This window comes from Pseudolysinimonas yzui, from assembly GCF_014653215.1.
GTDB lineage: Bacteria > Actinomycetota > Actinomycetes > Actinomycetales > Microbacteriaceae > Pseudolysinimonas_A > Pseudolysinimonas_A yzui.
In genome coordinates, this window is sequence record NZ_BNAI01000002.1 from 335,765 (window position 1) to 358,308 (window position 22,544).

Annotated in this window: 23 protein-coding genes, 1 pseudogene and 1 riboswitch; of the genes and pseudogenes, 7 read left to right on the top strand and 17 right to left on the bottom strand. The window is 69.8% G+C overall.

Annotated features, from left to right (window positions below):
• Window positions 1–266 precede the first annotated feature (266 nt).
• Window positions 267–1,079: a toll/interleukin-1 receptor domain-containing protein gene (locus IE173_RS07440; RefSeq protein ID WP_191282819.1), complete on the top strand. Its 813-nt coding sequence runs from the start codon at window positions 267–269 to the stop codon at window positions 1,077–1,079.
• Window positions 1,080–1,204: 125 nt separating this feature from the next.
• Here the strand turns inward: IE173_RS07440 and IE173_RS07445 are convergent.
• From IE173_RS07445 to IE173_RS07490, 10 genes and pseudogenes are all read right to left on the bottom strand, one after another.
• Window positions 1,205–2,049: pseudogene (locus IE173_RS07445) on the bottom strand (NAD-dependent epimerase/dehydratase family protein).
• Between the two features lie 58 nt (window positions 2,050–2,107).
• Window positions 2,108–2,485 (bottom strand): HicB family toxin-antitoxin system, encoded by a 378-nt coding sequence (locus IE173_RS07450; protein WP_191282820.1) that lies wholly within the window; start codon window positions 2,483–2,485, stop codon window positions 2,108–2,110.
• Window positions 2,486–2,595: 110 nt separating this feature from the next.
• Complete coding sequence (locus IE173_RS07455) at window positions 2,596–2,976, bottom strand: carboxymuconolactone decarboxylase family protein (protein ID WP_308433088.1); 381 nt, start codon at window positions 2,974–2,976, stop codon at window positions 2,596–2,598.
• Complete coding sequence (locus IE173_RS07460; RefSeq protein WP_191282821.1) at window positions 2,973–3,746, bottom strand: alpha/beta fold hydrolase; 774 nt, start codon at window positions 3,744–3,746, stop codon at window positions 2,973–2,975. Before IE173_RS07460 ends, IE173_RS07455 begins: the two co-directional genes overlap by 4 nt.
• Complete coding sequence (locus IE173_RS07465; protein ID WP_191282822.1) at window positions 3,743–4,945, bottom strand: lyase family protein; 1,203 nt, start codon at window positions 4,943–4,945, stop codon at window positions 3,743–3,745. The genes IE173_RS07460 and IE173_RS07465 overlap by 4 nt, the downstream gene beginning before the upstream one ends.
• Window positions 4,932–5,498, bottom strand: a complete 567-nt coding sequence (gene pcaG, locus IE173_RS07470) for a protocatechuate 3,4-dioxygenase subunit alpha (RefSeq protein ID WP_191282823.1) — start codon at window positions 5,496–5,498, stop codon at window positions 4,932–4,934. Before pcaG ends, IE173_RS07465 begins: the two co-directional genes overlap by 14 nt.
• Entirely contained in the window at window positions 5,495–6,310 is an 816-nt protein-coding gene (gene pcaH, locus IE173_RS07475; RefSeq protein WP_191282824.1) for a protocatechuate 3,4-dioxygenase subunit beta, read from the bottom strand. Before pcaH ends, pcaG begins: the two co-directional genes overlap by 4 nt.
• A gap of 178 nt (window positions 6,311–6,488) precedes the next feature.
• Window positions 6,489–7,253 (bottom strand): IclR family transcriptional regulator, encoded by a 765-nt coding sequence (locus IE173_RS07480; RefSeq protein WP_191282825.1) that lies wholly within the window; start codon window positions 7,251–7,253, stop codon window positions 6,489–6,491.
• 3 nt (window positions 7,254–7,256) lie between these two features.
• Window positions 7,257–9,140: an ABC transporter ATP-binding protein gene (locus IE173_RS07485; RefSeq protein WP_191282826.1), complete on the bottom strand. Its 1,884-nt coding sequence runs from the start codon at window positions 9,138–9,140 to the stop codon at window positions 7,257–7,259.
• Window positions 9,137–9,946, bottom strand: a complete 810-nt coding sequence (locus tag IE173_RS07490) for a hypothetical protein (RefSeq protein WP_191282827.1) — start codon at window positions 9,944–9,946, stop codon at window positions 9,137–9,139. Before IE173_RS07490 ends, IE173_RS07485 begins: the two co-directional genes overlap by 4 nt.
• 93 nt (window positions 9,947–10,039) lie before the next feature.
• Here IE173_RS07490 and IE173_RS07495 point away from each other — a divergent pair, with 93 nt between their 5' ends.
• From IE173_RS07495 to IE173_RS07510, 4 genes are all read left to right on the top strand, one after another.
• The gene (locus tag IE173_RS07495) at window positions 10,040–10,966 is read left to right on the top strand and encodes an ABC transporter ATP-binding protein (RefSeq protein ID WP_191282828.1); all 927 of its coding nucleotides are present in this window, start codon (window positions 10,040–10,042) and stop codon (window positions 10,964–10,966) included.
• Complete coding sequence (locus IE173_RS07500) at window positions 10,963–11,796, top strand: ABC transporter permease (protein ID WP_191282829.1); 834 nt, start codon at window positions 10,963–10,965, stop codon at window positions 11,794–11,796. The genes IE173_RS07495 and IE173_RS07500 overlap by 4 nt, the downstream gene beginning before the upstream one ends.
• A complete protein-coding gene (locus IE173_RS07505) occupies window positions 11,793–12,623 on the top strand; it encodes an ABC transporter permease (RefSeq protein WP_191282830.1) in 831 nt (276 codons plus the stop codon). Before IE173_RS07500 ends, IE173_RS07505 begins: the two co-directional genes overlap by 4 nt.
• Window positions 12,624–12,725: 102 nt before the next feature.
• Window positions 12,726–13,490 (top strand): DUF4184 family protein, encoded by a 765-nt coding sequence (locus IE173_RS07510; protein WP_191282831.1) that lies wholly within the window; start codon window positions 12,726–12,728, stop codon window positions 13,488–13,490.
• Here the strand turns inward: IE173_RS07510 and ribH are convergent.
• Genes ribH through ribD form a run of 4 tightly spaced genes read right to left on the bottom strand, consistent with a single transcriptional unit; the run spans window position 13,487 to window position 16,974 of the window.
• Entirely contained in the window at window positions 13,487–13,957 is a 471-nt protein-coding gene (ribH, locus tag IE173_RS07515) for a 6,7-dimethyl-8-ribityllumazine synthase (RefSeq protein ID WP_191282832.1), read from the bottom strand. The two genes, IE173_RS07510 and ribH, sit on opposite strands and share 4 nt — an antisense overlap.
• Complete coding sequence (gene ribB / locus IE173_RS07520) at window positions 13,954–15,258, bottom strand: 3,4-dihydroxy-2-butanone-4-phosphate synthase (protein ID WP_191282833.1); 1,305 nt, start codon at window positions 15,256–15,258, stop codon at window positions 13,954–13,956. The genes ribH and ribB overlap by 4 nt, the downstream gene beginning before the upstream one ends.
• Window positions 15,255–15,956, bottom strand: a complete 702-nt coding sequence (locus IE173_RS07525; RefSeq protein WP_191282834.1) for a riboflavin synthase — start codon at window positions 15,954–15,956, stop codon at window positions 15,255–15,257. Before IE173_RS07525 ends, ribB begins: the two co-directional genes overlap by 4 nt.
• Before the next feature lies 1 nt (window position 15,957).
• Complete coding sequence (ribD, locus tag IE173_RS07530; RefSeq protein ID WP_191282835.1) at window positions 15,958–16,974, bottom strand: bifunctional diaminohydroxyphosphoribosylaminopyrimidine deaminase/5-amino-6-(5-phosphoribosylamino)uracil reductase RibD; 1,017 nt, start codon at window positions 16,972–16,974, stop codon at window positions 15,958–15,960.
• A gap of 69 nt (window positions 16,975–17,043) precedes the next feature.
• A riboswitch (FMN riboswitch) is annotated at window positions 17,044–17,175 on the bottom strand.
• Window positions 17,176–17,294: 119 nt separating this feature from the next.
• Between ribD and IE173_RS07535 the strand changes: the two genes are divergently transcribed.
• Entirely contained in the window at window positions 17,295–17,858 is a 564-nt protein-coding gene (locus tag IE173_RS07535) for a Gmad2 immunoglobulin-like domain-containing protein (protein WP_191282836.1), read from the top strand.
• An 11-nt stretch (window positions 17,859–17,869) separates the two neighbouring features.
• Here IE173_RS07535 and trpS read toward each other — a convergent pair whose 3' ends face one another.
• Genes trpS through IE173_RS07550 form a run of 3 tightly spaced genes read right to left on the bottom strand, consistent with a single transcriptional unit; the run spans window position 17,870 to window position 20,757 of the window.
• Complete coding sequence (trpS, locus tag IE173_RS07540; RefSeq protein WP_191282837.1) at window positions 17,870–18,874, bottom strand: tryptophan--tRNA ligase; 1,005 nt, start codon at window positions 18,872–18,874, stop codon at window positions 17,870–17,872.
• Window positions 18,875–18,887: 13 nt separating this feature from the next.
• On the bottom strand, window positions 18,888–19,718 hold the full coding sequence (locus IE173_RS07545; protein ID WP_191282838.1) for an exodeoxyribonuclease III: 831 nt from the start codon (window positions 19,716–19,718) through the stop codon (window positions 18,888–18,890).
• Window positions 19,719–19,755: 37 nt separating this feature from the next.
• Window positions 19,756–20,757, bottom strand: a complete 1,002-nt coding sequence (locus IE173_RS07550) for a YihY/virulence factor BrkB family protein (protein ID WP_191282839.1) — start codon at window positions 20,755–20,757, stop codon at window positions 19,756–19,758.
• Between the two features lie 186 nt (window positions 20,758–20,943).
• Here IE173_RS07550 and IE173_RS07555 point away from each other — a divergent pair, with 186 nt between their 5' ends.
• The gene (locus IE173_RS07555; protein ID WP_191282840.1) at window positions 20,944–22,458 is read left to right on the top strand and encodes a sigma-70 family RNA polymerase sigma factor; all 1,515 of its coding nucleotides are present in this window, start codon (window positions 20,944–20,946) and stop codon (window positions 22,456–22,458) included.
• The last annotated feature ends 86 nt before the right edge of the window (window positions 22,459–22,544 follow it).

Below are 22,544 nucleotides of genomic sequence, written 5' to 3' on the forward strand. Positions count from 1 at the left end.
CCCCCAGATGGCCGATTCCGCGGCCGAGCACCGACTAAATCGACCGGGGGTGACTCGTACGGCAGTGGTCCGAAACCACGCCGGATCTCTGAAGCCGTTCGGCGTCGCCAGACAACCTCGGTGTGCGTACCTTCCGCTTCGAGGCGAACGCTTCGACGTGGATGGCGATCGACTCGTGGCGGACCCAGACCAGGACGGGGATGGCTTGGGCGACTGAGTGATTGCGCCTTCGCCCCGCTCGAACACGGCATCGCTATCCTGACGCGGTGAGAGTGTTCATTAGCTGGTCGGGTCGTCCGGCACGTCGGGTAGCAGAAACCCTGAAGGTCGTGCTAGCCGAAGTGCTCAATGGGGTCGAGTGCTTCGTATCGAGCAAGGACATCGCGAAGGGTGCGCGCGGCCTAAACGTCATCGCGGAGAACCTCAACAACTCGGACTTCGGCCTCGTCGTCGTCACTCGCGCGAACTTGGGTTCGAGTTGGATCAACTTCGAGGCCGGGGCGCTCGGGCGGACTCTTGGCCACGAGAAGGTCTCGCCGCTCTTGCTCGACCTTCCCGAGGGTGATGTGAAAGGCCCCTTGAGCCAGTTTCAGATGACGACACTCACGGACAAGGAGGACGTTTGGCAACTCGTCTCCGACCTGAACGCCCACATTGACCTGGCAATCCCTGAAGGGCCGCGGCGGACCTTGTATGAGGCGGCGTGGCCGACGCTGGAAACCGCGGTCACCGAGGCGCTGAACTACAAGCCAGTGAAGGCGAAACGAGCCCCCGAGGACACGATGGAGGAGGTGCTGCTGGCCGTGCGGGAACTCTCCAACCGGGGTTCGAAGCGCCAAGCCTTCAGCGAGATTCGGGATGCACTCGAGGAGCACATTGGGGTGGCCTTCAGTTTGAAGTTCGTGCAGGTTCATGGCGGTCTGGTGCTCAGCATTCGAGTTGCCGACAAGGGCCGCCCTCTCGAAGACCTTCCAATAGACGTGGAGGGCTTGCGCGGGGTGGCGATCGACTGGGCCTGGACCTTCTACCTTTCGCCGAAGTCTGACGCGTGGGACGGGATCTCCATCTACGAGGAATAGCGCAGCTCAGGCGGCAAGCCCGCAGGAGACGGCGCAGCGGCGTACCGCTTACCAATTCGTGACAGTTCCGACTTCGACCCGTCGCCCCGCCAACGCAAGCCGCACCGGCGCGCGTCATGGGAGGCTCAGTGCTGGGCCCTCCATGAGTACCGCGGGTCGTACCCAAGTACCTCGCGGGCGTGGTCGATCCCCAGCAGCGTCTCGTGCTCCCCGAGCTCGCGCCGCACCTCGACGTCGGGAAAGTACTCCGCCATCAACGAGGCAGTCGAGCGCTCCATCACGGTGTCTGCCGCCGCGATGATGAACCGGTCGAACCCGGGGCGGCCGGCATCCAGAGCTCTCATGATCGCCTGCGCCCCGTCGCGGGCGTCGATGTAGCCCCAGAGGTTCCACCTGCGGCTCTCCGGGTCGCTCTGGAAGGCGGCGAACCCGGGTAGTCGTCGGGGGTCATCACGTTCGAGAACCGCAGCGCCGTGATCGAGAGGTCGGCATCCCAGCGCACGACCTTGCGGGCGAGCTCCTCTTCGAGGTGCTTGGTGAGCGAGTAGATGCTCTCGGGGCGGGTGTCGTACTGTTCGTCGGCCGGCGCGTAGGGCGGGTCGATCGCGAACGGCAGGCCGAGCACCGTCTCGCTCGACGCGAACACGACGCGACGGATGCCCGCTTTGCGGGCCCCGTGGATGACGTTGAACGTCGCGAGCATGTTGTTGCGGAACGTCGCCACGTCGGTTTCGATCCCCGGCGCCGGAACGGCACCCAGGTGCACGACCCCGTCGAGCCCGCGGTGCCGTTCGTCGATGCCGCTGAGCGCGTCGAAGACTGATCCGGAATCGGTGAGGTCGATGCGGGTGAACCCGGCGCGGCGGGGTCCGGCCTGATCGAGGGCGACGACGTCGTGGCCGGCTTCCCGCAGTTCGCGTTCGACGACGGCGCCGAGCTTTCCGTTCGATCCGGTGAGCGCGAGTTTCATCGGTGTCCCCTCGTTGGTGCTCGGCTCACGCTACTTCTCGGTTCCAAGATCGGGCTCGTCAGCCGACGAGCTGGTGAGCGCGTTGGTGGGAGACGCCGAGAATCGCCCCGATGTCGCGAACGGGAATCTTCTTTCCGGCCAGCGTCTGCGCCAAGCGGCGAGTGTCTTCGGCGACTTGATCACGTGCCGCCTCTGCCTCCGCCCTCTCCGCCTCAAGCTTTGTGATCGCGTCCAAGATGTTGATGCCGTCGACGTCGATGACGGCGACCGCCACGTCGACCTCTTCAATCGGTACGTCAAGGCTGACGGCAATGTAGTCGCGGGCCATGAGCGGGGCTTCCTCGAGCCGGCGAGCCTGGGTGAGGCCATCGACCTCGGGGATAGCGACCATCCACCACTTGCCGTCGCGGGTCACCTCGACGCGGTACGCGGTCATCCCACCAATATAGTCTAGGAACACTAGACACTTTCAAGGCGGGCTGGTCGAAGTCTGTGGAGAGGTTTCGATACGCGTCCGCCTTCGGCGGGCGCTACTCAACCAGCGGGTTAGGCGGAGTCGCCCAACGTCTCTCTCAACAGCGCAGTGCCGTGGTTCGCGACAGGCACACCGCGGTAAAGGCCGACCTGCAGGATGATCTCGCGAATCTCCTCCCGGGTGAGGCCGTTGGTGATAGCCGCACGAAAGTGCATCGGCACTTCCTCCCAGTAGCCCGCGGTCATCAGCGCCGTCAGGGTCACGATCGAGCGGGAGCGGCGGTCGAGCCCGGGGCGTGACCAGATGTCACCCCAGGCGACGCGGGTGATGTAGTCCTGAAAGTCGGCGTTGTCGGGGTTCACGTTGGCGACGGCACGATCCACATGCGCGTCGCCCAGCACCTCACGCCTGACGCGCATCCCGTTGGTGCGACGTTCCTCATCCGAGCTCACAGCGGCACCTCCGACAGCAGGATCGCGGCCACCTCGGCCGGTTTCTCGACGGGCGCCAGGTGCGACGCCCCGGCGATGACGTGGAACGAACCCGTGCGCGCCGCAGCCGCAGTCTCCTCGGCGGCGGCCAGGGTGAGCACCGGGTCGAGTTCGCCGGCGATCACGGTGAGCGGCATCGCGAGGTCGCGCACCCGCGCGCGGTAGTCGGCCGCCCCGAGTGCCTCGTTGCAGAGGGCGTAACTCTCGTCGTCGACATCCATCAGGTCGCTCAGCAGCGGCGACGCGACCGTCGGCGAGGCGTCGATGAACCCGGGGGCGAACCACCGCGACGCCGAGCCCTGCACGAGCGACGGGGTTCCCGACGCGCGAACGGATGCGGCGCGCTCGGCCCAGCCCTCAGCGGTTCCGAGGCGGGGCAGCGAGCAGATCATCGTCGTGGCGACGATGCGCTCCGGGGCGCGCAGTCCGAGCGCGAGCGACACGAGGCCGCCGAGCGAGATGCCCGCCACCGCGAAGCGACCGAGGCCGACGTCATCCACCGCCCTCAGCACGCCCTCGGCGATCTCGTCGACCGTGAACCCAGAAGTCGCGGCGGGTGAGACGCCGTGGCCCGGCAGGTCCCAACCGAAGAGCGGATGCCGGTCGGCCAGCAGCGGACGCACACCGTCCCAGACGCGGGCGACACGCGTGCCCAGTGACGGGCCGAGCACGAACGGCAGGCCGCCGCCTCCCGTCGCGAGAGGCACCAGGCGGATGTCGGGCACGGTCACGTGAGCTCCTCCTCGATGGCGACCAGCAGTCGGTCGAGCAGCACGTCCGACGAGCCGAGGTAGTTAGAGGGCACAGCGTCGGCGGGCGCGGCGGGCCCCGTTGCGAACTTCGCGCGTTCGGCGAGCAGATCCCCAGCCGACGAGGCAACGTGCGCGGCGATCACCGACGGGTACACCCGCAGGCCCTCCGCGAGTTCGAGTGCCGTCGCGGCAGCCCCGCCGGCGAGGCGCAGCAGATCGCGGAACGGCGCCCACTCCGCGTGCCAGGCACCATCCGGACGCTCGTCGACGGTGACGGCGGCGGCGTGCAGCGACGCGCCCAGGAACGGCGCCCGGGTCGCGGCACCCGTCAGCAGCACCGCCCGCACCGGGTTGGACTTGTGCGGCATCGTCGACGACCCGCCCGCGGCACCGTCGTCGAGTTCGCCCAGCCGCGCGAGGGTGGCGACGTTGCGCCCGATCGTGCCGGTGGCATCCGTCAGTTCCACGAGCGCGTCGCCGAGCCGGGTGACGGGGGAGCGGTGCACGTGCCACGGGGCGATCGCCTCGGCGAGCCCGAGTTCCCGCGCGACGCGCGACGCGATCGACACGCCGTCGAGACCCGACGCCGAGAACGCGGCGAGGGTGCCAGCCGCTCCGCCGAGCTGCACGGGCAGGGCATCCGCCGCCGTGCGCACCGCCGAGGTGGCGCGCGCGACGCTCCACGCCCAGCCCGCCAGCTTCAGCCCGAGCGTCGTCGGGGTCGCCGGCTGTGTGAGGGTGCGGCCGGCGATCACCGTGCGGCGGTGAGCGGTGGCGTGCTCGGCGAGCATCCGCGCGGTGCCGGTGGCATCCGTCACCGTGACGGCGGCGGCATCCCGGGCGACGAGCGCGAGCGCGGTGTCGAGCGCATCCTGCGAGGTCGCCCCCCGGTGCAGCCAGTGCGCGGCATCGCCCTCGAGGCGCGATCGCAGGGCGGCGAGCAGCGGGATGACGGGGTTGCCCCCGGCGCGCGCCTCCGCGGCGAGGGCGGCGGCATCCAGATCCGACCCGGCGGCGTCGATCGCGGCGGCCACCCCGGCCGGGGCGCACGCCGACGCGAGGGCCGACTCGAAGCGCACGAGGGCGTCGAGGATGGCGGCATCCGAGGTCACTGACGCGACCGGCCTGCCCGCCCACACGGGGTCGAGCAGGCCGACGTCGGCGTCAGTTGAAGGCAAGGAAGACGGTCTCCTTCTCACCCTGCAGATGGATGTCGTGGCGCAGCCCGCCGGGAACTTCCGTCGCGATGAGGGTCGCCCGGCGCTCCGGGGTGAGCCGGCCCAGGAACTCGCTGTTCTCCAGCTCGGGCCCCGGCACGTAGATGCGGGTGTGCAGGCGCGCGAGCAGGCCGCGGGCGAACACGATCACCGCGAAGAACGCCGGCTTGCCGGGTTCCGTCGGTGCGGGCAGCACCGTCGTGAACTCGTAGTGCCCCTCCTCGTCGGAACCGCTGCGGCCGAAGCCCGAGAACGAGTCGGCCTTGCGCACGATCGAGCCCGACACCGCCGGAACGTGACCCTCGGCATCCGTCTGCCAGATCTCGACCACCGCATCCGGAACCGGGTCGCCGTTGCCGTCGTACACGTAACCGCTCAGCACGATCGACCCGGCGCTGCCGGCGGGCACGATCTCTTCCGAGCCGTCGAAGGCCATGCCGATCGCGTAGTACGGGCCGACGGTCTGGTCGGCGGTCGGGAACAGCTTCGGGGCGCTTGCCTTGGCGGTGCTCATTCGTCCTCCTCCGGCCCATCGACGCTCGAGAACCAGGTGCGGTTGCGCCCGTTCAACACGATGTCCCAACGGTATCCGAGAGCCCAGTTCGGAACCGTGACGTCGTGGTCGTATTTCGCGATCAGGCTCTTCTGCCCGATCGGGCTCGTGATCGACTGGAAGATCGGGTCGAGCGGCATCAGCTGGTCGCCCGGGAAGTACATCTGCGTCACCATGCGCTCGGTGAACTCGTTGCCGAACACCGAGAAATGGATGTGCGCGGGCCGCCAGGCGTTCTCGTGGTTGGGCCACGGGTAGGCGCCCGGCTTGATGCTGACGAACTTGTACTCGCCCTGGTCGTTCGTGATCACGCGACCGACGCCGTTGAAGTTCGGGTCGAGCGGCGCGGGGTGGCGCTCCTTCTTCTGCCGGTACCGGCCTCCCGCGTTCGCCTGCCAGATCTCCACCAGCTGATTTGCAGCCGGGCGACCGTCGGCATCCGTCACCCTGCCTGTGACGATGATGCGCTCGCCCTGCGGCTCGCCGTTCACCTGGGTGGTGAGGTCGTACTCGGTCCAGTGCACGTCGCGGTGCCCGAACGCCGGACTCGCGAGTTCGATGGTTTCGGGGTCGACCAGCTCGAGGTTGGCGCTCGGATGCCGCAGGATGCTCGAGCGGTACGGCGGGTAGTCGATGAGCGTGCGGTGATCTCCCCAGTTGGGGTCGCTGCTCGTCGGCTTGTTCTTGCGGATGTCGGCGATCTCGGCGTCGATGTCCGCTTGGGTGGGATGCCCCGGCGGATACGTCGCGGCGCTCTTGGGGATGTCGTCCATGTCACTCCAATGTGGTCGCAGCGATTCTCCCGCCCGGGGGTTGCCGACCACGCATCCCGTCTCACTCAGTGGAATCCCCCTCCCCTCGGTGGTTGAGTAGCCCGCGCAGCGGGCGTGTCGAAACCACAACCCGAGTAACCCGTCGGGGTGGTTTCGACACGCCGCCTGCGGCGGCTACTCAACCACCGAAAGTCGTGTCCAACCGGGCTTCGATCGCGGCGACGGCACGGCGCAGGAGGGGCAGCAGACGCACCTCGTCGGCACTGGAGGCGTGGGCGACGATGCCGATCGCGGCCGCGGGCAGCCCGGGCCGGTCGCGAAGGGGCATCGCGATCGAGATGTTGCCGAGCGTCATCTCCTGCCGGGTGTAGGCCCACCCTTTGCCCGCCTCGGCGACGATCACCTCGCGCAGCTTCGCGGCATCCGTGATGGTGTGCCGGGTCTCGGCTTCGAGCGGTGCGCGCAGGTACTCGTCGAGCCACGCGGGGGTGCGGGTCAGCAGGATCGCCCGGCCCACGCCGGTGGCGTGCAGCGGATGCCGCTGCCCCACCTCGCTGAGCGTCGGGATGGCGCGCTTGCCGTTCGCCTTCGCGACGTACAGCACCTCGTGGCCGACGAGCACCCCGAGGTGCACGTTCTCGCCGGTGCCCTCGTACAGCTCGATCAGTTCGGGCAGGGCGGCTTCGCGCAGCTGCCGCAACACGGCGGAGCGCTCGCCGAGCTCCCACAACCCGAGTCCCATCGAGACTCCGTCGGCGGTGCGTTCGACGGCGCCGAGCCGGGCGAGTTCGGCGACCAGGCGGTGCGTGGTCGACACCGGGAGCCCCGCGGCGTGCGCGAGGTCGGGTACGGCGATCGCGGTGCCGTCCGCCGGGAGGGCGCGCAGCATCCGGAACGCCCGCTCCAGCAGCGAGACGCCCGGCTCGCCCGACCGCCCGGCCACCGGCTACACCAGCAGCTGGTGCTTGGCGAGTTCGCGGTAGAGCGGCGTGCTCGACACCAGTTCGGAGTGCGTGCCGATGCCCACCACCTCGCCGTGCTCGAGCACGACGATGATGTCGGAGTCGACGACCGTCGAGAGCCGGTGCGCGATGACCAGCAGCGTGCGGTCGTGCGCGACGGCGTCGATCGCCTCGCGCAGCAGCTGCTCGTTCATGCCGTCGAGGCTGGACGTCGACTCGTCCAGCAGCAGGATCGGCGGGGCCGCGAGCAACGCACGGGCGATCGCGAGGCGCTGACGTTCGCCGCCGGAGAGCATGATGCCGTCCTCCCCGACGGGAGCGTCGAGCCCCGCGGGGTCGCGGTCGAGCACCGCGCCGAGGTTCACATCGCGCAGCACCTGGATGCACTGCGCGTCGGTCGCCTCGGGGGACGCCAGCTTCAGGTTGTCGCGCAGGCTGCCGGCGAGCACCGGGGCGTCCTGCTCGACATACCCGATCTGCGCGCGCAACTCGTCGCGCGGCATCCCGCGCACATCCCGCCCGTCAAGCCGCACGACGCCGGCGTCGGGGTCGTAGAACCGCTCGATCAGCGCGAACACCGTGCTCTTGCCCGCGCCGCTCGGCCCGACGAGCGCGACCCGCGACCCGCGCGGCACCTCGAACGTCACGCCCTTCAGCACCTCGCGGATCTCGGGTTCGGGGGTGCCTGCCGCCGAATCCGTGGCATTTGTGACGGATTGCACGCTCGACCCACCCGAAATTGGCGGATTAGTGCCCTCGGGGCTGACCGGGGGCACCGCGTACGTGAACCGCACGTCGTCGAAGCGGATCGCCGCCGACGTCGACACCGGGGCGGCGGGCTCGATCGCGGCATCCTCGTCGGTCTCGCCGGGCAGGTTGGTGATCTCCTGGATGCGGCCGAGCGCTCCGAGGGCCTGGTTGATCGAGTTGACCGCGCCGAAGACCGAGCCGAGCGGGATGATCAGCATGAACAGGAACAGGATGAACGTCACGAGCGACGCGATCGAGATCGCCCCCGAGGCGACCCGGAATCCGCCGACGCCGATGACGACGAGGAACGCCACCTGCATCGCGATGCCGGCGATCGGCACGACCATCGCCGAGATCTTCGCGACCTTGTACCCGGCGCGCTTCGCGGCTTCGGCCTCGACGATGATCGCGTCGGTCTCGCGTTCGGTCGCGTTCGCGGCGCGCACCGTGCGGATGGCGCCGATCGCGCGCTCCACGGCGGCGGCGACTGCGCCGACGCGCTCCTGCTGCTGCAGCGACGCGGGCCGGATGCGCGACGACAGCAGGATGCCGCTGGCCAGCGCGATCACGATCACCGCGAGGGTCAGCCCGAGCAGCACGGCATCGACGAGCAGCATGCCGATGAGCGACCCGACGAAGAGGATGGCGCTGCCGAGCGCATCGAGCAGGCCCTGGGTGATGACGGCGTAGAGCAGCGTCGTGTCCGACCCGACCCGCGAGACGAGGTCGCCGGTGCGGCGACGGTCGAACTCCGAGATCGGCAGGCGCAGCATCCGGCGCACCAAGGAGCGCCGGGCCGAGAAGACGACGGCGGTGCCGATGCGCTGCAGCAGGTAGTGCTGGATGCCGCCGAGGATCGCGCCGACGACGACGAGTCCGACGAGTACCCAGACGAGCATCCCGAGCGTTCCGCCGGCCTCGACGATGCCGACGACCTGTCCGGCGAGCAGCGGTTGCGCGAGACCCGCGGCCGCACTCGCGAGCGAGAGGAACGCGACGGCGACGAGCGCGGCACGGTGTTCGAAGAGATAGGGGAGCAGTTCGCGGAAGCTCGCGCGGGGGCCGGTGTCGGCATCCTTCCGGCTCCGCCGGAGCACGCCGCCGCGGGCGTCGCTCACGAGGCGCCCCCGACGAAGCAGCCGGCGGACGAGAAGCCCTCGGCCCAACTCTCGATCACGGCACCGAACTCTTCACCGAGCAGGGTCACCTCGGATTCGCACATGCTGAACTCCACATCCGATGCCCCCAGGTCGCCGGGAAGCACCGCCGTCATCCCGAAGTCGTGCAGCGCCCAGGCGGTGAACGACGCGTTGTCGTTCGCCCCGGCGATGTCCTGCGGGATCCCCAGGTAGAGGGTGCCGGCGCCCGCGCCGTCGAGCACCGCGGGCTGCTGGCAGTGGGGCACGTAGTCGGCGAACACCTCGTCCGTCGCCTCCTCCACCTGCCGCAGGCCCGCACCCGCCACGATCGTCGAGCCGAGTTCCGGGTTCGCGACCGGCAGCACGAGCAGTGACAGGTCGTCGGGCCAGTCGCCGTCGCGCGGGGTCACGGTGACGTCGACGAAGGTGAAGGTGAAGCCGCGCCCGCTGATCACCGACTCATCCACCTCGCCGGCGCACCACGCGGCGGTCGCGGCCACGGCATCCGCCGCCTCGGGCACCATGTGCGGAAGCGAGGCGTGCACGATGACCGCGAGGTCGGCGGTCGCGCCGTTCGGGGCGGTGAGGATGCCGACCAGCCCGAGCAGCGCGTCGTCGGGCAGCACCAGCTCGGCGGGCACCAGCGCACCCTCGGTCGGCGTCGCGTCGGGAGTCGCCGCCGGGTCGGACGACGTGCCCGAGGGCTCGGGGGTCGCCGGCCCGCAGCCGGTGAGCAGCAGGGCTCCCGCGAGGAGACCGGTGACGGCCAGCGATCGGATGCGCATGAAGCCAGCGTATGCGGCGCGGTTGAGCGGCGGGCGACACCGAAACGGAGGGAACCTCGCGGTGTCGGAGGGGCAGACCTAGACTCGACTCTCGTGTCAGCCCCCGTGATCGTCGCCACCGACCTCGTCAAGACCTACAAGCAGACAGCTGCGGTCGACGGGATCTCGTTCGAGGTCGCGCCGGGCGAATCGTTCGGTCTGCTCGGCCCGAACGGCGCCGGCAAGTCGACGACGATGCGCATGGTCGGCGCGGTGTCGACCCGCACGTCGGGTCACCTCTCCATCCTCGGCATGGACCCCGACGCCCACGGCCCCGAGATCCGCTCCCAGCTGGGCGTCGTGCCGCAGCAGGACAACCTCGACACCGAACTGGTGGTGCGCGACAACCTCATCGTCTACGGCCGCTACTTCGGGCTGCCGCGGTCGCACGTCGCGCAGCGCGCCGACGAGCTGCTCGAGTTCGCCCAGCTCGCCGACCGCAAGAAGGCGAAGATCGACGACCTCTCCGGCGGCATGAAGCGCCGCCTGACGATCGCGCGCGCCCTCATCAACGACCCCCGCATCCTGCTGCTCGACGAGCCGACGACCGGGCTCGACCCGCAGGCGCGCCACATCCTCTGGGACCGGCTGTTCCGCCTCAAGGAGCAGGGCACCACGCTCGTGCTCACCACCCACTACATGGATGAGGCCGAGCAGCTCTGCGACCGGCTGATCGTCGTCGACAAGGGCCGCATCATGGCCGAAGGCGCACCCGCGGCGCTCATCCGCGAACACTCCAGCCGCGAGGTGCTCGAGGTGCGGTTCGGGTCGGAGCGCAACGAGACCGCCGCGGCCGACCTCGCCGGCATCGGCGAGCGACTCGAAGTGCTGCCCGACCGGGTGCTCGTCTACGCCCAGGACGGCGAGGCCGCCCTCGTCGAAGTCACCCGCCGCGGCCTCGAGCCGATCACCAGCCTCGTGCGGCGGTCGTCGCTGGAAGACGTCTTCCTGCGCCTCACCGGACGGTCGCTGATCGAATGACCTCCGTCATCCCACCCCGGGCCGCCGTGCGGGCCGACCCCGCGAAGAGCCGGCGCTACGGCGCCTGGTACGTCGTCGAGCACAAGCTGCGCGCCGTGCGCGCCTACTTCTGGACGATGCTCGTCACCGCGTTCGGCACGCCGTTCCTCTACCTCTTCGCGTTCGGCGTCGGGCTCGCGTCGCTCGTCGTCGACAGCCAGGGCGACGAGTTCGTCGACGGCGTCGGCTACCTGCAGTTCGTCGCCCCGGCGCTCATCGTCAACGCCGCCGTGCTCGTCGCCGCCGAGGAGTACATGTTCGGCATGCTGCTGGGCTTCAAGTGGAACGCGATCTTCATCGGGATGAACTCCGCCCCCCTCACCGGGCGGCAGATCATCGACGGCATGTTCCTGTTCGTCGCCATCCGGGCGGCGTTCACGGCCGGCATCTACTTCGCCGCGGTCGCGCTGTTCGGCGGGGTGATCTCGCCGTGGAGCGTGCTCGTCGTGCCGATCGCGATGCTCACCGCCTTCGCGTTCTCGCCCGTCGCGGCCTGGTCGGCGACGATCACCGAAGACCGCGGGCAGTTCAACATCGTCAACCGGCTGATCATCATGCCGCTGTCGCTGTTCAGCGGCACCGTGTTCCCGCTCAGCCAGCTGCCGGTCTTCCTGCAGTGGATCGGCTGGATCTCGCCGATCTGGCACGGCAGCGAACTCTCCCGCCAGTTCTCCTACGGGCCGACCGAGCCGATCTGGCTCAGCGTCATCCATGTGCTGTTCCTGCTCGCGCTCGCCATCGTCGGCTGGCGGCTCACGGTGCACTTCTCGGTGAAGAGGCTCGACCGATGACGACCGCGGCGACGTACCGGGCGGCGCAGCGCCGCGACACCGGCGGGGTGCGCGCCCTCTACTCCGGCAACGCTCGCGCGGTGCTGGGTCGGGGGCTGCTCGCCACCCGCAGCACCAACTGGTGGATCGTGCTCACCGGGGTGTTCGAGCCCATCTTCTTCCTGCTCTCGCTCGGCCTCGGGTTGGGCGGGCTGATCGGCACCGTCACCGACTCGGCCGGCAACGACATCCCGTATGCGGCATTCATCGCCCCCGCCCTGCTCGCGGTCTCGGCGATGAACGGCGCGATCTACGACTCCACCTGGAACGTGTTCTTCAAGATGCACTTCGGGAAGCTCTACCAGGGCATGCTCGCCACCCGCCTCGGCCCGCTCGATGTCGCCCTCGGCGAGATCTCGCTCGCCCTGCTGCGCGGTGCGGCGTACGGCGTCACGTTCCTGCTCGTCATGCAGGCGCTCGGCCTCAACCTCGCCTGGACCGCCCTGCTCGCCCTGCCCGCGATCCTGGTGATCGCGTTCGGGTTCGCCTCGCTCGGCATGGGCATCACGTCGTACCTGAAGACCTTCCAGCAGATGGAGGTCATCCCGCTCGTGCTGTTGCCGATGTTCCTGCTCTCGGCGACGTTCTTCCCGATCACCGTCTACCCCGAGACCGTGCAGTGGTTCATCATGGCGCTGCCCCTGTGGCACGGCGTCGAGCTGGTGCGCGGCCTCACCACCGGCGCGCTCTCGGTCGCGATGCTCGGCCACCTCGCCTACTACCTCGTGATGATCGCCGTCGGCCTGATCTTCACCACCCGCCGCCTGCGCGCGCTCTTCCTCGACTAATCGGGGTTACTCCGCAGCTTTCGCGTTGCTCCGCGCGAATCCGGCGGAGCGGCGCGGAATCGGCGGAGCAAACGCCCAGCTTCGGCCTATGAGGATGAGCGCGTGCCGTTCACGCCGAGTCACGCGATCGTGGCGTTGCCGTTCATCCGAACCCCGATCCCGGCGGGGGCGGTGGCGGTCGGGGCGATGGCGCCCGACCTGCCGCTGTTCTTCCCCTGGGTGGCGCCGTACTCGGTGACCCACGGATTCCCCGGACTGCTCGTGGTGTCGGTGCCGCTCGCGCTGGTGCTCTACGCGGTGTGGCGCCTGGTGATCCGCCCGGCGGCGTCGGCGCTGCTCCTTCCGGAAGCGCTGAGGGCGCGGATGCCGTGGGCCTGGGATCGCGTCGGTCGCCCCGAGCGGCCGGTACGGTCGGCGGTGCTCCTCGTGGTCGCCGCCCTCATCGGCGTCGTGACCCACGTCTTCTGGGACCTGTTCACGCATCCCGACCGGCTCGGCTCGGAGTGGTTCCCCGTGCTCGGCGAACAGTGGGGGCCGGTCGACGGCACCACCTGGCTGCAGCAGGGGTTCTCGGCACTCGGCCTGGCGGTCGTCGCGGCCTGGGCGGTGCTCGCGCTGCGTCGCGCCGGAGTGGTGCACCGCACCGACCCGCCGGCGGTCGGCATCGTGCGGGTCGCCGCGTGGATGTCGGCGGGCCTGCTGCTTCTCGGATCGTTCGCGGCACACGTCGCCCGCGACGGCGTACCCGGCAGCTACGCGCAGCTGCGCGACACCGCCTTCGACGCCGGCACCCTCGCGGGTGCGGCGATTCTCGTGCTCACACTCGCGGCATCCGTCGTCGTGCGCCTCCTGCGGCGCGCCGGCTAACCCCGCAGAGCTCGCAGCACCTTCGCGGTGGCGAGGGCGGCCTCGGCGGCGCGACCGCCGACATCCTCCTTCGACTCGGGCAGCCCGGCGCGGTCGAGTCCCTGCTGCTCGGTGTCGACCGTGAGCACCCCGAAACCGACCGGCTTGCCGGTGTCGAGGGCGACCCGGGTCAGCCCGTCGGTCGCGGCGGCGGCGACGTAGTCGAAGTGCGGGGTCTCGCCGCGCACGATCACGCCCAACGCGACCACGGCATCCGCCCCCGTCTCGAGGGCGACCTTGCTGACGACCGGCAACTCGAAGCTGCCGGCGACCTGGATCTCGGTCACCGTCGCCCCGGACGCCGCGAGCACGCCGCGGGCACCCGCGAGCAGCCCCTCCGAGATGCGGGTGTGCCACAGCCCCGACACGATCGTCACGTTGAGTCCCGTGCCGTCGGTGTCGAGCTCGGGCATTCCTTCGCCGCTCATCGCGTCGTCTCCTTCAGTTCGTCGGCCTTCAGTTCGTCGGCGAGGCGGGCCGCGTCGAGGCCCTCCTGGTCGGGAAGGGCGTGACCCATGCGGTCGCGCTTGGCCTCGAGGTAGCCCTCGTTGAAGTCGCCGACACCGACGACGAGCGGTACCAGCTCGGTCACCGTCACGCCGCGCTCCTGCAGCTGGCGGGCCTTCTCGGGGTTGTTGCTGAGCAGCCGTACCGAGCTCAGGCCGAGGTCCTTCAGGATCGCCGTCGCCGCGCCGTAGTCGCGGGCGTCGGCGGGCAGCCCGAGCATGAGGTTGGCGTCGAGCGTGTCGAGGCCCTCCTCCTGCAGCTTGTACGCGCGCAGCTTGTTGATCAGACCGATGCCGCGCCCCTCGTGGCCGCGCAGGTAGACGACGACGCCGCCGTCATCCCGGATGCGCTCCAGCGCCGCATCGAGCTGCGGGCCGCACTCGCACTTGAGCGACCCGAAGGCTTCGCCGGTGAGGCACTCCGAGTGCACGCGCACGAGCGCGCCGTCTTTCGGTTCACCCGAGATCCACGCGACGTGGTCGGCGCCGGTCGACCGGTCACGGTACGCCCGCACCCGGAACGTGCCGTGCGCCGTCGGCACGTTGGTCTCCACCTCGAACGACACACGGGCCGTCTCGGGAATCTCGACGACCGCCGTCGGATCCTTCTCGCACTTGCGCTCCTCCATGAACCGGATGAGCTCTTCGATCGTGATCACCGGGATGTCGTGCTCCGCGCCGAGCGCGAGCAACCCGGGCAGACGCATCATCTCGCCGCCGTCTTCGACGATCTCGCCGATCACCCCGACCGGGGTCAGCCCGGCGAGCTTCAGCAGGTCGACGGTCGCCTCGGTGTGGCCGTCGCGTTCCCGCACCCCACCGTCGACGGCACGCAACGGGATGATGTGGCCGGGTCGGATGAGGCTGGCCGGCGTCGACTCGGGGTCGGCGAGCACACGCAGGGTGTGCGCGCGGTCGGAGGCCGAGATGCCCGTCGACAACCGGTCGGCGGCATCCACGCTGATCGTGTACGCGGTGCCGCGCGGGTCTTCGTTGTGCGCCCACATCGGGGGCAGCTCGAGCCGGTCGGCGATCTCGTTCGTCAGCGGCGCGCAGAGATACCCGGAGGTGTGCCGCACCGTCCAGGCGATCCACTCCTGGCTCACGAACTGCGCCGCCATCACGACGTCGCCCTCGTTCTCGCGGCCCTCGTCGTCGGCGACGATGACGGGCTTGCCCTCACGCAGCGCCTGAAGGGCGGTAGGGATGTCGGCGAGACTCATGCGTTTCCTCCTGTTGCGGGGCTGTCGGCGCTTCCGCCGTGCCCATAGATGCCCACCGAACCCGCGGCGAAAGCGCCGACAGCCCCGCTGGGTGACTCGAGTGCGCCCGCTCCGAAGTGGATGAGGCGTTGGACGTGACGGGCGACGATGTCGGTCTCGATGTTGACCCGGTCGCCGGGGGTGAGGGTGCCGAGGGTGGTCGCGGCGAGCGTCTCGGGGATGAGCGAGACCTCGAACCAGTCGTCGCCGGCGTCGCTCACGGTGAGCGAGACGCCGTTGACCGCGATCGAGCCCTTGCGCACGACGAGGGGAGCGTGCTCGGGGTCGAGGGTGAAGCGCAGCACGCGCCAGGCGTCGCCCGGCGTCACGGTGAGCAGGGTCGCCGTGCCGTCGATGTGACCCTGCACGATGTGGCCGCCGAGACGGTCGCCGAGGGCGGCGGCGCGCTCGATGTCGACGCGGTCGCCGACCTTCCGCTCGCCCAGAGTGGACATCGCGATCGACACGGCCATGACATCCGCGGTGAACCAGTCGGGTCCCTGGTCGACGACGGTCAGGCAGACGCCGTCGACCGAGATCGAGTCGCCGTGCTTCGCATCGCTCACCGCGAGCGGAGCCTTGATCGTGAGGCGCCCGGAGTCGCCCGCCCGATCCCAGGCGAGCACCTCGCCCAACTCTTCGATGATGCCGGTGAACATCTCAGCCTTCCTTCGGAACAGCGTGCAGATAGAGGTCGTCGCCCAGCTGCTCGACGGTGTCGACGTGCAGGCGCAGGATCGCATCCATGCTCGGGATGCCGAGCTCGCCGATCGCGAGCTTCGGCCCACCCAGCAGGGCGGGGGCCAGGTAGATCGCGAACTCGTCGGCGTACCCGGCGGCGATGACGGCGCTCGCGAGGGTCGGCCCGCCTTCGACGTACACCCGGCGGATGCCGCGGGCGTGCAGGTCGGCCATGACGCGGGCCAGGTCGCGGGTGCCGGTTTGGAGCACGCCGCGCGGGTGTGCGTGGAGGGCGGCGTCGGCCGGGATGGCGCGCTCACCCACGACGACTGGCAGCGGTTGGGCGGGCAGCAGCTCGCCGGCATCCCCCCGGGCGGTGAGCGACGGGTCGTCGGCGAGCACGGTGCCGGTGCCGACGAGGATCGCGTCGCTCTGCGCGCGCTGCTCGTGCACCTTCTGGCGCGCGGCCGCGCCGGTGATCCACTGGCTCGAACCGTCGGCGGCGGCGGCGCGACCGTCGAGGGTGGAGGCCCATTTCACGACCACCCAGGGCCGACCGCGGCGCATCGCCTCGAGCCAGGGGCGCAGCAGGGCTTCGGCCTCGTCGTGCAGCACGCCGTGCACCACCGGGATGCCGGCCTCCGCGAGTCGCTGCGCGCCGTGACCCGACACGGCGCCCGGGTCGGGCACCGCGAACACGACCTTGCCGATGCCCGCCGCGATGAGCGCCTCGGAGCAGGGTCCGGTGCGGCCGGTGTGGTTGCATGGCTCGAGGGTGACGACGGCGGTGAGGCCGGCGGCATCCGTGACCTTGCTGAGCGCGTCGACCTCCGCGTGCGGGGTGCCCGCGCCGCGGTGCCAGCCTTCGGCGACGATGCGGCCGTCGGCATCCAGCAGCACGCAACCGACCTGCGGATTGCCGCCGACGAGCGGCCCGCGCGCGGCGAGATCCAGTGCGCGGCGCATCGGCGCCTCGTACCGCGAGGTCTCGCTCATCCCGTTCACTCCTGGTCAGTCCAGGGCAACGGGAGGGGTGCGATCCGAGCACGCGCGGCGTGTTCGGTCAGCGTGCATCCTCCCATCCGGACTTTAACCGTCGGTTCCGGATTTCCACCGGATCGGCTCCCCGCCTTCGCAGGCGAGGAGTTCGCGGACTATGACCGCCGGTGCGGGATTTCACCGCCCCTGGAGCACGTGCTTCGTGTCACCAGCCTATAACTCACGTCGAGCGGCCGGCATTCCCGCCGTCGGCGGCCGAGTGCGGGGCCTGTTCGTCCCGCGTTCTCGGGAGTACCGTTCCGTCAAGGAGAAGCGGCATGAAACGTGCACTGATCGTCGTCGTCATCGTGCTCGCCGCCCTCGCGGGCGCGCTCGTGACCTGGTTGCTCCTGCGGCAGTCGGCTCCGCCGACGGTCAACAGCTACGCCGAATGCGTCGCCGCCGGATACCCGGTACTGGAGACCTACCCCGAACAGTGCCGTACGCCCGACGGCAGAACGTTCGTGAACCCCGACGCGACGCCGATCGGGCCGACCGGGGAGTTCACCTCGGAGGGCGGCACGACGATCACCCTCGACGGGTGGACCGACGCCCTCGTCGCCAGCCCGCTGACGATCACGGGGGAGGTGCCGGGCAACTGGTCGTTCGAGGCGAGCTTCTCGGTGCAGCTGACCGACGCGGAGGGCAACGTGCTCGTCGAAGCCCCCGCGCAGCTCGAGGGCGACTGGATGACGGACGAGATGGTGCCGTTCAGCGTCACCCTGACTTTCGAGCCTCCGCCGGGCACGAATCCCTCCGGGTTCCTCGTGCTGCTGAAGGCGAACGCGTCGGGGCTGCCGGAGAATGACGACTCTGTCAGAATCCCGATCGTCTTCGAGTAGCTTCCGCGCCCTCAGCGGCGGGGGAGGAATCCGATGCGGTCGTACACCTTCGCGAGGGTCGCCGACGCGATCGCCTCGGCCCGATCGGCGTTGCCCGCGAGCAGCCGGTCGAGTTCGGCGGGGTCGGCGAGCAGCTCGAGCGCCCGTTCGCGCACGGGGGCGAACGCGGCGACCACGGCATCCGCCGTCTCGGACTTGAGGTCGCCGTAGCCGCGGCCGGCGAACTGGTCGACCAGCGCCGGCACCGGCTGACCGCCGAGCACCGACAGCAGCGACAGCAGGTTCGACACCCCGGGCTTCTCGGCCGGATCGAAGCGGATGTCGCGGTCGGCATCCGTCACCGCCGACTTCACCTTCTTCGCCAGCACCGTCGGCTCGTCGAGCAGCCAGAGGATGCCCTGCGGCGACTCGCCCGACTTCGACATCTTCGAGCCCGGGTTCTGCAGGTCGTAGACCTTCGCCGTCTCGGGCAGGATGCGCACCTCGGGCAGCACGAACGTCTCGCCGAAGCGGGTGTTGAACCGATGGCCGAGGTCGCGCGTCAGCTCGATGTGCTGGCGCTGGTCTTCGCCGACGGGCACGATCTCGGCGTCGTAGAGCAGCACGTCGGCGGCCTGCAGGATCGGGTAGGTGAACAGCCCGACCGACGCGGCATCCGAGCCCTGCTTCGAGGACTTGTCTTTGAACTGCGTCATGCGGCTCGCCTCGCCGAAGCCGGTGAGGGTATTGAGCACCCAGGCGAGTTCGGCGTGGGCGGGCACGTGCGACTGCACGAACAGAATCGAGGATGCCGGGTCGATTCCCGCCGCGATGTACTGCGCGGCGGTGCGGCGGGTCGCCTCGCGGAGCTCCGCCGGATCCTGCGGAACGGTGATCGCGTGCAGGTCGACGACGCAGAAGACGGCGTCGTACTCGACCTGCAGGTCGCGCCACTGCAGCAGCGCGCCGATGTAGTTGCCGGCGTGCAGCGACGCGGCAGAGGGCTGCATCCCCGAGAAGAGGCGGGGCTTGGTCATGGGAAGGTCCGTTCTAGAGCTGGTAGTCGACGACGAGGGGAGCGTGGTCCGACCATCGCTCGTCCCATGCCGCAGCCCGATCGACCTTCACATCGACGACTTTAGCGGCCAGCTCGACGGTCGCCGCCTGGTAGTCGATGCGCCAGCCGGTGTCGGTGTCGAACGCCTTGCCGCGGTTCGACCACCAGGTGTAGGGGCCGTCGACCTCGCCGGCGAAGCGGCGCCCGACGTCGACGAAGCCGAAGCCGGCCCCGGCGTTGTAGCCGGGGTCGTCTTCCGCCCCGAAGAACCGATCGAAGTACGCCCGCTCCTCCGGCAGGAACCCGGCGTTCTTGACGTTGCCCTTCCAGTTGCGGATGTCGAGCGTGCGGTGCCCGACGTTCAGGTCACCCATCACGACCGACAGCGGATTGCGCTGCCGCAGCTCCGGCAGGTGCACGAGCATCCCCTCGAGGAACCGGAACTTCTCGTCTTGCTTGGGCGTGCCGACCGCCCCCGACGGCACGTAGCACGACACGACGGTGACGACGGTGCCGTCGACGTCGTAGTCGGCTTCGAGCCACCGACCGGCGGAGTCGAAGTCGTCGGGGCCGAAGGTCACCCGGTGCACCGACGCCGCGCGCCGCGACGCGATCGCCACCCCTGCCCGGCCCTTCGCCGTCGCCGGGTCGTGCAAGATGTCCCACTCGTCGCCGAGCAGCTCGTCGAGGTGCTCGGTCTCGGCCCGCACCTCCTGCATCGCGAGGATGTCGACATCCCGGCCGGCGAGCCAGTCGCCCATCCCCTTGCGGAACGCGGCGCGCACCCCGTTGACGTTGACACTGGCGATGCGGAGGCGAGTCACGCATCTACGGTAGCGGCGACCACCGAGACGGCGGCGCTCAGCGACGGCCGAACAGCCGCTGCCAGAATCCGCGCTTCGGGGGAGGCTGCGGCGTGTGCGCGGCGACGAGTGCTCGTGCCTGCTCGAGCCGGGCCTCGAAGACCTTCCGGTCGATCACGATCCCCTCGTCGTCGACGTCCACCGCCATCCAGGTGGCGGCGATCAGGATCACCTGCGACACGAAGTTGTAGTAGATCAGCAGGCCGGCGACGACCGCGAAGGATCCGATGAGCGGGTTGCTCCGCGCGCCGCCGAGCAGCAGGCCCCCGGCGACGGTCAGCGCGGCGAGCCCGATCGCGCCGAGCATCACCCCGTGCCGCAGGATGCGGGCGGGCACCTTCACTCCGGCGAGCAGCCGGTAGAGCCCGGCAAGGGCGGTCGCGTACACGAGCACCGCGACGACCAGGGTGACCGTGCGGCTCAGCACCAGGCCGATGACCGACCGTGCGTCGATGCCCAGCCAGCCGAGCACGCCCTCCGTCGCGGTGGTGCCGGCGAACGACAGTCCCGCAGCGATCAGCAGGAGCACGCCGAAGGCGACGCCGAGGGCGAGGTCGATGAGCTTCTGCAGCACCACGTTGGTCGACGCGGGTGGCAGATCGAACAGGGTGCGCACCGAGTCGCGGGCGGAGGCGAGCCAGCCGAGCGCGGTGAACAGCAGCCCGACGAATGCGACCAGGCCCGAAACGCCGAACTCGACGCCCGCCGAGAACACCTCCGGGTCGATCGCCCCATTGCGCGAGCCGTCCTTGATGAGACCCGGCACCACCCCGGCGAGGAAGTCGAGCAGGGTCTGTCGAAGGAGCGTGTCGCCGCTCACCACGACACCCGCGACCGAGAAGGCGACCCACAGGCCCGCGAACACGGCGAACAGCGCCTGATACGCCAGTCCGCTCGCCAGGATCGGGCCGCGGTCGCGACCGTAGCGCACGAACACCCGCACGGCCTTCTGGCGTTGCGCCCAGGCGTTTGCGGCAGCGATCCGATCCGTCAGTCGCATGGGTGTCAGCCTAGGCGGGGCCTAGGTGCCCCCCATTCGGGGGGTGAGTCGCGGGTGAACATCGGCGTCATAGTAGACGGAACGGGCTGTCTCTTTTGGTGAAAGCCGTCGCGTCGCGGCAACGCTCTCGACGGGTTTCGATTCCTGAATGAGGGACACAGAGAGGCCCGGGAATGGATCAGGGGGATGAGCGAGCAGGATACGAAGCTAACCACTTCGGATGCGGAGCTGATCGAACGCGCGCGATCGGGGGATACGCGGGCGTTCGGGGAATTGTGGCGCCGTCATTATCGTTCTGCCGCTCGCGTCGCCCGCCAGTTCACGTCGTCGATCGATGCGGATGACCTCGTCAGCGAGGCTTATGCACGGATCTACCAACGTGTTCTGGCGGGCGGCGGACCTACCGGCGCCTTTCGTCCCTACCTGTACACGACTATCCGAAACCTAGCGAGCTCCTGGGGGGCCGCCTCGCGTGACGTCCAGGTGGACATCATCGAAGACTTCGAAGACGACAGGATTCCGGACGACCCGGCCGCGTGGGCCCTCGACCGGACACTGACCGCGCGCGCCTTCCGCTCCCTCCCCGAGCGGTGGCAGACCGTGCTCTGGTACACCGAGGTCGAAGGCATGGACCCGCACGAGGTCGCGCCCCTGATGGGCATGACCGCGAACGGCGTCGCCGCCCTCTCGTACCGCGCCCGGGAAGGCCTGCGCAAGGCGTGGCTGCAGGCGCATGTGTCGGATGCCAGCGCGTCCGGTGAATGCCAGTGGGCGATGTCGCGGCTCGGCGAGCATGCCCGCGACGGTCTCTCGAACCGCGATCGCGAGCGGCTCACCGCGCACCTCGCCGGCTGCGCCAAGTGCACCATCGTGTCGGAAGAGGTCGACGAGGTCGGCTCCCGCCTCGCGTTGGTGCTGCTCCCGCTGCTCCTCGGTGGCGTCGCCGGGGGGTCGCTGCTGGCGTCGCTCAGCGAAGCGTCGGGAGCCTCCGCCGCCACCCTGCCGATCCCCGACGTGCCCGTCGCCCTCGACACGATCGCCGGCAGCGGAGTGCTCGCGGCGCCCATCGTCGGCGGACTCTCGATGGGAGCCGCCGCCGGAACGGGCACGCTCGTCGGCGGGTTCGCCGTCGCCGCCGTGATCGTCGGCAGCGTCGCGCTCGGCGTCGCGCCGACCGTCGACGACGGGGGATCCGCCCCGCCGCCCGCCGCCGTCGAGCAGGACGAGACGACCGACGACGCCGGCTCGACGACATCCGATGACGGGGTCGTCGACATCGAAGAGGTCGTCGCCGGCGATGCCGACACCGTCGGCGGGGTGCTCGAAGAGACGGTCGACTCGGTCATCGACACGATCACCGACGACAACGGCTCCATCGTCGACGCCGACATCGCCCTTCACCTCACCGGTACGGGAACCCCCGGCGCCACGATCACCGCGCAGGCGGCCGGCACCGTCTACGCCACGGTGCAGGTCAACGCCGCAGGCAACTACGTCATCGACATCGCGGCGTTCCCGGGCGGGCTTTCATCGATCGACCTGGTGCAGACCGTCGACCGCGACTACCTCGGCGCCCTCGTGCTCGGCAGCAACCCGCTCGCCGAAGTGCTCGGCCTGCTCGACGGACTCATCAACGCGCTCATCCAGCCCCTCGGGTTGTCGTCGGGCGGCGGCACCGTCGACGTCAACCTCATCGGCTGATCGATGTCCCCCGAACTCGGGGGACGAAAGTCGCGAAAGCCGCGTCATACCCGCCGAGTGCTCACGTCTCTTCAGCTGAGACCTCC